At 52.0% G+C, this 8,475-nt stretch carries 9 protein-coding genes, 11 tRNA genes and 1 pseudogene; 2 read left to right on the plus strand and 19 right to left on the minus strand.

The features are described 5' to 3' along the window. Positions 1–284 precede the first annotated feature (284 nt). A complete protein-coding gene (locus ACTTKG_RS07370; RefSeq protein WP_442673588.1) occupies positions 285–722 on the plus strand; it encodes a hypothetical protein in 438 nt (145 codons plus the stop codon). Positions 723–802: 80 nt separating this feature from the next. After that, positions 803–1,048, plus strand: a pseudogene (locus ACTTKG_RS07375) (POTRA domain-containing protein); the annotation flags it as partial. Between the two features lie 143 nt (positions 1,049–1,191). Here the strand turns inward: ACTTKG_RS07375 and ACTTKG_RS07380 are convergent. From ACTTKG_RS07380 to ACTTKG_RS07470, 19 genes are all read right to left on the minus strand, one after another. Beyond that, positions 1,192–1,569: a rod-binding protein gene (locus ACTTKG_RS07380; protein WP_442673595.1), complete on the minus strand. Its 378-nt coding sequence runs from the start codon at positions 1,567–1,569 to the stop codon at positions 1,192–1,194. A 68-nt stretch (positions 1,570–1,637) separates the two neighbouring features. After that, the gene (locus ACTTKG_RS07385; RefSeq protein WP_442673589.1) at positions 1,638–2,750 is read right to left on the minus strand and encodes a flagellar basal body P-ring protein FlgI; all 1,113 of its coding nucleotides are present in this window, start codon (positions 2,748–2,750) and stop codon (positions 1,638–1,640) included. A 63-nt stretch (positions 2,751–2,813) separates the two neighbouring features. Next, on the minus strand, positions 2,814–3,419 hold the full coding sequence (locus tag ACTTKG_RS07390) for a flagellar basal body L-ring protein FlgH (RefSeq protein ID WP_442673596.1): 606 nt from the start codon (positions 3,417–3,419) through the stop codon (positions 2,814–2,816). 12 nt (positions 3,420–3,431) lie between these two features. Next, positions 3,432–4,166, minus strand: coding sequence for a flagellar basal body P-ring formation chaperone FlgA (gene flgA, locus ACTTKG_RS07395; protein WP_442673590.1), 735 nt, complete (start codon positions 4,164–4,166; stop codon positions 3,432–3,434). 14 nt (positions 4,167–4,180) lie between these two features. After that, positions 4,181–4,972 (minus strand): flagellar basal-body rod protein FlgG, encoded by a 792-nt coding sequence (flgG, locus tag ACTTKG_RS07400; RefSeq protein WP_442673591.1) that lies wholly within the window; start codon positions 4,970–4,972, stop codon positions 4,181–4,183. Positions 4,973–5,041: 69 nt separating this feature from the next. After that, positions 5,042–5,836 carry a flagellar hook-basal body protein gene (locus ACTTKG_RS07405; protein WP_442673592.1) on the minus strand — a complete coding sequence of 265 codons (795 nt, stop codon included), beginning with the start codon at positions 5,834–5,836 and terminating at the stop codon, positions 5,042–5,044. A 107-nt stretch (positions 5,837–5,943) separates the two neighbouring features. Further along, positions 5,944–6,960 carry a rod shape-determining protein MreB gene (gene mreB / locus ACTTKG_RS07410; protein WP_442673593.1) on the minus strand — a complete coding sequence of 339 codons (1,017 nt, stop codon included), beginning with the start codon at positions 6,958–6,960 and terminating at the stop codon, positions 5,944–5,946. Positions 6,961–7,094: 134 nt separating this feature from the next. Then, positions 7,095–7,265, minus strand: a complete 171-nt coding sequence (locus tag ACTTKG_RS07415; RefSeq protein ID WP_442673594.1) for a hypothetical protein — start codon at positions 7,263–7,265, stop codon at positions 7,095–7,097. A 55-nt stretch (positions 7,266–7,320) separates the two neighbouring features. Continuing rightward, positions 7,321–7,406, minus strand: a tRNA-Leu gene (locus ACTTKG_RS07420). A 30-nt stretch (positions 7,407–7,436) separates the two neighbouring features. Beyond that, positions 7,437–7,522, minus strand: a tRNA-Leu gene (locus ACTTKG_RS07425). A gap of 31 nt (positions 7,523–7,553) precedes the next feature. Next, positions 7,554–7,642: transfer RNA gene (locus tag ACTTKG_RS07430), tRNA-Leu, on the minus strand. Positions 7,643–7,653: 11 nt separating this feature from the next. Continuing rightward, positions 7,654–7,727, minus strand: a tRNA-Gly gene (locus ACTTKG_RS07435). Between the two features lie 12 nt (positions 7,728–7,739). Then, positions 7,740–7,815, minus strand: a tRNA-Thr gene (locus tag ACTTKG_RS07440). An 8-nt stretch (positions 7,816–7,823) separates the two neighbouring features. After that, positions 7,824–7,899, minus strand: a tRNA-Phe gene (locus ACTTKG_RS07445). Positions 7,900–7,904: 5 nt separating this feature from the next. After that, a tRNA-Asp gene (locus ACTTKG_RS07450) sits at positions 7,905–7,981 on the minus strand. Positions 7,982–7,985: 4 nt separating this feature from the next. After that, positions 7,986–8,061 (minus strand) — tRNA-Val (locus ACTTKG_RS07455). Between the two features lie 69 nt (positions 8,062–8,130). After that, a tRNA-Lys gene (locus ACTTKG_RS07460) sits at positions 8,131–8,206 on the minus strand. 40 nt (positions 8,207–8,246) lie between these two features. Beyond that, a tRNA-Lys gene (locus ACTTKG_RS07465) sits at positions 8,247–8,322 on the minus strand. Between the two features lie 4 nt (positions 8,323–8,326). After that, a tRNA-Gln gene (locus ACTTKG_RS07470) sits at positions 8,327–8,402 on the minus strand. Positions 8,403–8,475: the final 73 nt, after the last annotated feature.

Genomic DNA, 8,475 nt, shown 5'->3' on the forward strand with positions numbered 1-8,475 from the left:
TTTTGCTGCTTGAAAAAATTTTAGGAAACTGTCCGATTTGCTATTGCAATTAACCATTTCATTTCCTTGTGGGAAATTTTTTCGGTAGTTGTAATGCATTCGAATAAATTTCCAAACGTCGCAGCAGCCACCGAACACTAAATAGATTCCGATAACAAGCAGGATATGAAAAATCTCTTTTTGATGATATCTATTCAACTGAAATATCTGCAGCATCATCTTTGGGGATAGAAAGTAATATAAAAGGTACCATTTTTCTCTATAATTTAACGGGGAGTTGACCTATGTACAACTTTATAAAAACAATACAATATAGCATATCAATAATTGCATTTTCCGGTTTTTCCATATTATTTTTATACAATATAGTTCCACTTATCCAAGACCCTCATATTTATTCAGATCGAAAAGAATACATCAGGGAAGAATTTTTATATATCCGCCCACTTCCTTCCTCTGTAAAAACATCTGAGCACACCATTTGCAAACTTACCCAGATTAGTATTACTACAGATTATTTTACAGAAGCGAATCTGACACAAATTGACGAATATTATCGAAGCGAATTGTCTCAATTAGGCTGGAAAGAAACCCATACAAATGAACCTGATACATTAAAATTTATTAAAGATAAGCTCATATTTATAGTAACTCGTACTAAAGATACTCAAGGATTTTATTTGCATACAGGAATATTTTATGATGACATTCTTGTTATATAAACGAAGATTGGCGGCAATTTCAATATCGAAACCTTACAGAAAAAAGAAGTCTACGAAGAACCGCCTCGGTACGAGGAACGATTGAGATTCGCGAGGGCGATGTCTTGAACGTACGCGATATCGAGCAGGGGCTTGAACAGGCGAAGCGCCTGCCTCCGCAAGATATTCTCATGAAACTCCTGCCGGCGCAGGAGCCGCAGATGAATGACCTTGTTCTCACGGTAACACGCAGCAAGAATGTCTACGGTACGATCTCTTTCGATGATTCCAGACGCAAGGATACGGGAAAGCTGCAGCTTTACGGCAATGTCGGCATCGATCAGATATCCCCTTTCATCCAATGTTTTTCTTTAGACATTCCTGTTACAACTTTCGTTTACTACAACACATGGATAAACGGAACAGGCTACCTGAACGAAGAAACGAATAAAAGCGGGCCGCCAGTGCAGCCCGCTTTTTATTCGTTTCTTTATTTGTCCACTTTGATAGCATGTGCATCGCGCTGCAGCTGCTCATAGAGCGTCTTGGCAAGACCGATGCCGCCCGCTTCCGACATTTTTTCTACCATAGCGGTATCACGCATAGATTCTAGGATGTCATCCGTATTGTCGTGCCCAAAAAGCGTATCCTTCGGCACCGTCTGGCGCATTTGGCGGTACATCATATCGAGGAACATCGTCTCAAAGCCTTTGCAGGCGTCCATAAGTTTCTTGTTCGCCGTTGCTTCTTCCGCACCCGTCACTGCTTTTTTCGCCGTATTCTGTGCGAACGCCTGTTGTGCTTCCTTGAGTTTTTCGTTGAATTCGTATGTTTCGGCACGTTCTTTGCTCGCTTCCGCTGAGTTCATCAACGAACGCCCACCCTGCAGGGCACTGACCTGCAACGAATCAGAAATCTGCATCCTTCTTCACCTCGTCAAATGATTTCCAGTTCCGCATGAAGCGCACCCGATGCTTTCATCGCCTGCAAAATGGAAATGATGTTCTGCGCTGTCGCACCAACAGAATTCAACGCACCGACGACATCGCCGACATTCGCGGTAGCCGGCAGCACGATGGAACTGGCCTTCTGTTCCTTCGCATCGACGTTTGTATTGTCTGCAACCACCGTCGTGCCGGGGCTGAAGGGCGGCGGCTGATTGACGTCGAGGTCCTTCGTGATGCTGATGGAGATGCCGCCCTGCGTGATGGCGACCTCATCGACAGCGATGTTGCCGCCCATGACGATCGTTCCCGTGCGTTCATTGACGACAATCTTCGCGATGTTATCGGGTGTCACAGGGAGATCCTCAAGGCTCGCGACGAAAGCAACAATATTGCTGCGGTAGTACGCAGGCACGGAAATGTCAATACGACCGGGATTCGCCGCACGTGCGATACCGCCATACTGTGCATTGATTGCCTGCGCGACGCGCGCTGCCGTCGTGAAATCCGCTTTGTTCAAGGAAAGCGACATCACACCGCTCGCTCCGATATCATCATCCTCAACGCTTCGCTCGACGATAGCGCCGCCCGGCGTTGTACCGACGGTCGGGAAGTTCTTCTGCTGCGAGCCGCCGCCCGAACCTGCAGAAAATCCGCCTGTCGCGACGGGACCTTGCCCGACGGCATAGACCGTGCCGTTTGCAGCGCGAAGCGGCGTCTGCAGCAACGTGCCGCCAGCCAAGCTCTTCGCATCACCCATCGAAGAAACCGTAATGTCGATATTGTCGCCCTCGCGCACAAACGGCGGTAAAATCGCCGTGACCATAACGGCGGCGACGTTCTTCGTCTTGAGATCTGCCTTGGAAATCGTCACGCCATACTCGCGCAGGACGTTGACAACGGATTGCAAGGTTTCGAGGGTCTTATTCGAATCGCCCGTACCGTTCAAACCAACAACAAGACCATAGCCCATGAGCTGGTTCGAACGCACACCCTGCACCTTAGCAATATCCTTGATGCGCGTCGTCGCCGATTCTGCAAAGACGGACGTTCCCATAGCGAGCACGAGCATGAACACGGCGAAACACGCCAAAATCTTCTTCATAAAACTGCCTCCTAAAAGCAGAGGAATGTCAACGACCATCGCTGTACCGAAAATACCTGCCTCTTAGAACAGAATGTTGAATATCTGCGTGAGAATGCCCTGACGCTGTTTTGCGTTCAGAGGCCCCTTGCCGTCGAAGCGCACGGTCGCGTCCGCCAGCTTCGTCGACGGGACCGTATTGTCATACGTCACATCGTCACGACGCACGACGCCGCGCAGCGTAATCTTATGTTCATCCTTGTTCTGCCAGATCGACTGCGTACCTTCGACAATCATATTGCCGTTCGGCTGCACCTCGACGACTGTCACAGCGATATTGCCGCTGAAGTTGCTCGTATCTTTCGCAGAGCCGTCTGCTTTCCAACTGTCAGACGTACTCGCTGATGCTGCGGAAACAAAATCAAGGATGCCTACGCCGGCATTGAGTTTCGTTGAACCGGACTTGCCGTTCTTGCGCGACTTCGTCTGCGTCGCCGTTGTCTTTTCACTGATGACGATCGTCAAGGTATCGCCGACGTTTCTCGCCTTGCGGTCAGCAAAGATGCCATACGACGTACCTTCTGTCGCGTCCGCCCACAACGACTGTGCCGAAACTGCCGGAGCGAACAAAACCGCACCGCCGAAAACACCGACGAGCAGCAACGAATGCCATTTTTTGCTGTTTTTCATCATGTCACCTTCTCAGGAATCAATCTCGACCGTAGCGGCATCGACCACTGTAGCAGTCAACACCTTGCGCGAAGCCGCATTGCGCACGCGAATTTTCTGTCCGATACGCCCGCGCCCAAGCGCCACGCCCGAAACACGCACTTCGACGCCGTTGTAGTGGGAAACAATCGTCACCAAGGCCCCCGACTCTATCACAAGCTGCTGTTTCAGAAGATTTTCCGAGAGCAGCGCACCTTCCTGCACCATACGCGCAACGACATGACCGACCGCCTCATTCTTATCTTTGAGACAGCGGGCACGCACCTGCGTCACTTCACGTTCCTCAATGCGCAGGTCGCTTTCTGCCAAAGGCTGTTCGGGAAAGAGGTTGCGCGCTGCAACGACCACTTGATCGTAAATGCGGATCGTATAGTAGCAAAGCGCCCGGCGATATGGCTTGCCGTTCACAAGCACTGAAACATACACCGGTGTGCGGCGATTGTAAACAAGTCCCAACGGCGCCTCTACAGAGAAAGAAACTTCGCCATCCGGCAGTTTCATATCACGCGGCGGTTTTACGAGCATCACCTCATGGCGGCGTGTCTCGCCCACATCACGAAAGAGCGCTGCGATCTTCTCGTCTGCCATTCGCTCAAACTCAGCAGCGCGGATCGTCTGCGAAAAGCGCGCCGCATCCGCCACCCCCGTCAAAGCGTGGAAAAGGGCGACATACACCAAGAAGAATGCTGCCGCCGCCTTAACCTTCATTTCTCAGCCCTTTATCAGCGCTTGAGGGAATTTGCAATCTCAAGCATCGAATCCGATGTCGTGATCGCCTTTGAATTCGACTCGTATGCACGCTGCGCCACAATCATATTGACCATTTCCTCAACGATCTGAATATTTGACATCTCGACGACTCCCTGCGTCAAAGTGCCGGCGCCCTCCTCACCCGGATTCGAGTCAATCGCATTGCCCGAGGCTTCCGTCTCTTGGAAAAGGTTCTTGCCGATCGCAAAAAGCCCCGCAGGATTCACGAAGCGTGAAAGTGTGATTTGTCCGACCGCCGTCACAGTGCCGCCCGCCGGCGTACAAGACACTTGCCCATCACCCGCGATAACGATGGAATCGTTCGGTGCGTTCGCATCAATCGTAATGCCGTCCGCCAAAGGATAGCCATCTGTCGTCACCAAGCGGCGGTTCTGATCGAGCTTGAAGGAGCCGTCGCGTGTATAAGCGATCGTGCCGTCCGGCATCTCAATGCGGAAGAACCCTTCGCCCTGCACAGCAACATCCGTCGGATTTCCCGAAGACTGCAAATTGCCCTGCGTAAAAATACGCTGCGTCGCCGCCGTACGCGTGCCAAGACCAATGGCAAGCCCCGTCGGATACTGCGAATCGGCGCCGCTTTGCGCCCCCGCAGCACGCAGATTCTGATAAACGAGATCCTGGAATTCCGCGCGTACCTTCTTGGCGCCGAACGTATTGACATTCGCAATATTGTGCGCCACGACATCCATGTTGTCCTGCTGCGCCTTCATACCCGAAGCCGCAGACCAAAGTGCTCTCATCATGATGCAAGCTCTCCCATCTACTTCAAATCAAAAAAATATATCTCCCTATCCCTAAGGCTCAAACCATCCTCAGCTCGTCCTGCCAACCTCATTGACCGTCTTGTCCGTCATCGCGTCCTGCGTCACGAGGGCACGCGATCCCGCCTCATATATGCGGTAATTATTGATCAGGCTGACCATCTCGCTCGCAATATTAACATTTGAACGCTCAAGCATTCCCTGCTGTATATCCCCTGTCGCCGCCTGCGGCACAGCGCCTTCCTGCGGACGATAGAGATTGTCTCCCTGCTTCAAGACGGCACGGCGATCATCGAACTGCACGAACTGCAGCGTATCGATGCTATTTCGCCCATCCATGATCTCACCCTTTGCGCCGATCGTGATATTCGGGCTATCCGGCAAAATGATCGGGCGATCCTGTGCATTCAGTACCGCCTGCCCCCGCGCCGTTACCAAAGCGCCGTTCGCCTGACGATAGAAACTGCCGTCGCGCGTGTAGCGTACGCCCTCAGGTGTCTGAACAGCAAAATACCCTTCGCCCGAAACAGCGAGATCAAACGGATTGCCCGTCACCGTCATTGCCCCTTGTGCATGATCGGTCGCAATCTCAGCCGTATACGAACCCAACCCGAGTCTTCCGACCTTCGGTGGCCCTTGTTCCAAGCGGAAGCCACGGAAAGACGTTACTTCATCATCCTGCGCATCGTTGATGCGCTTCAGCAGCACCGGCGCAAACTCCTGATTGATCGCCTCGTCCCGCTTATAGCCCGACGAAGCCGCATTTGCAAGGTTATTTGCGATTGTATCCGTGCGATTTGTCTCGGTAATCATACCGGACGCCGCAACGTATAAGCCACGCAGCATAGAAAAAGCCCCCTTATAAATCTCAGCGCAATGGCAGATGTATCCTCATAGTTTTCTCTATAGAGTTTATCGGCAATTTCAATGAAATCATAAGGGGACAAAAAGTTTTATTTTGACAGGAACTTCACACGTTCTGCCGTCATGCCCAGATACTCCAGAGCCTTCCCCGTGCCAAACGCCACGCACGAAAGCGGATCTTCTGCCAAAGCAGCAGCAATCCCCGTCTCCCTGCGCAGAAGTTCATCGAGCCCATAAAGCAGAGCGCCGCCGCCAGTCATGACAATGCCGCGATCCATAATGTCCGCAGCCAATTCCGGCGGCGTCTCTTCCAAAACCTTCTTCACACACTGCACAATGCCTGTCACCGGCGTCTCCAAGGCTTCCGCCATATTTGCCGAAGTCACGTTAATGGTTTTCGGCAGACCCGACAGGAGATCGCGTCCGCGCACATCCATCGAAACATCACGCGCACCCCGAAACGCTGCGCCGATATTGACTTTAATATTCTCTGCCGTGCGCTCACCGATCATCATATTGTATTCACGCTTGATATAAGAAATGATCGCCTCATCAAACGTATCCCCCGCCAGCCGCAGGCTCGCACTGTTCACAATGCCGCCCAAGCTTATGACGGCGACATCTGTCGTGCCGCCTCCAATATCGACGATCATCGAACCGTTCGGCTCCTCAATACTAAGTCCCGCACCCAAAGCTGCCGCCAAAGGCTCCTCAATGAGCTGCGAGTAGCGTGCGCCCGCCTGCTCCGCCGCCTCCTGCACAGCACGCTGCTCCACCGATGTCACGCCCGAGGGGATGCAGATCATGATGCGCGGCCGAAAGACAAAACTCCTGCCGGTAACTTTCTCAATAAAAAATCGGATCATTCGCTCCGTCATGTCATAATCGGCGATGACGCCCGAACGAAGCGGACGAATCGCCGCAATATTGCCCGGCGTGCGCCCGATCATACGCCGCGCTTCTTCGCCCATCGCCAAGATACGCCCCGTATCACGATCCATCGCTACGACCGAAGGTTCACGCAAAACGATCCCCTTACCCTTGACAAACACAAGAACATTCGCCGTTCCTAAATCAATTCCAATATCCATGGACATTCCAAACATATCTCAAACCCCTTCCAAGGGTACAAATTCTTCGAGGAAACTACATGCACAAACATACACTTTATAAAGATCGTACCTCTTCATCCCCATTTTTAACTTATCATATAATATTTTCTGCCGCATGACAAGAACTTTCAAGGACAATCGTCATTCGATGCGGCTTCATATTCCTCCAAATCCGCAAAAAGCGCGGCAAGTGCCCGTTTTGCCACAAACACAGGACAGTCCGGCGAACATATCTCGCACTTGCCACAGCATACATCCACAGCTTTCATTGCTTCCCTTACCTTCTCCAATTGCAGCATAGTATCGTCCCCCTGCAACAAAAAAGCCCAGCAAACGCTGAGCCTTAAATTCAAGTGGTGCGGTTGATGGGACTTGAACCCATACGTCTTGTGAACACTACCCCCTCAAGATAGCGCGTCTGCCAGTTCCGCCACAACCGCATGATGAGATATGAAATTGAACAGAGGATATGGTGCGGTCGAGAGGACTTGAACCTCCACGATGTTGCCACCACTAGCGCCTGAAGCTAGCGCGTCTGCCATTCCGCCACGACCGCATGTAAAATTTTTGGCGATATGGAAATCAGATGGTGCCGAGGACCGGAATCGAACCGGTACGGTTGTCACCAACCGGGGGATTTTAAGTCCCCTGCGTCTGCCAGTTCCGCCACCCCGGCATACAGAAAAATGGAGCGGGTGATGGGAATCGAACCCACGTGATCAGCTTGGAAGGCTGGAGCTCTACCATTGAGCTACACCCGCATCTAAGCTAAGTGGAGCTGGCGAGAAGAATCGAACTCCCAACCTGCTGATTACAAGTCAGCTGCTCTGCCTATTGAGCTACACCAGCAAAAGAAGTGGTGCCTCAGGACGGAATCGAACCGCCGACACGGGGATTTTCAGTCCCCTGCTCTGCCAACTGAGCTACCGAGGCATAAATGGCGACCCGAAGGGGACTTGAACCCCTGACCTCCGCCGTGACAGGGCGGCATTCTAACCAACTAAACTACCGGGCCACATTGGTGGGCGATAACAGGATCGAACTGCTGACATCCTGCTTGTAAGGCAGGCGCTCTCCCAGCTGAGCTAATCGCCCGCTACAAGTCTTTCTCCCCATCCAATCAAAGGAGAAGTATCTATACACCCGTAGGTGCATCTAACAAAATGGTGACCCACCGGGGACTCGAACCCCGAACCTGCTGATTAAGAGTCAGATGCTCTACCAATTGAGCTAGTGAGTCATGATGTGATGGCCAAAAGCAGTCGCCAGATAAGCCACCGTGGTGGCTCACCCGGGGCTCGAACCCGGGACAACCTGATTAAAAGTCAGGTGCTCTACCAACTGAGCTAGTGAACCATACTGGCTGGGGTAGCTGGACTCGAACCAACGATGCGGGAGTCAAAGTCCCGTGCCTTAACCAACTTGGCTATACCCCAATTACCCCAGGGGTAAAATGGCTCCTCGAGCAGGGATCGAACCTGCGACAACCTGATTAACAGTCAGGCGCTC

Source organism: Selenomonas sp., assembly GCF_052169755.1.
Classification (GTDB): domain Bacteria; phylum Bacillota; class Negativicutes; order Selenomonadales; family Selenomonadaceae; genus Selenomonas.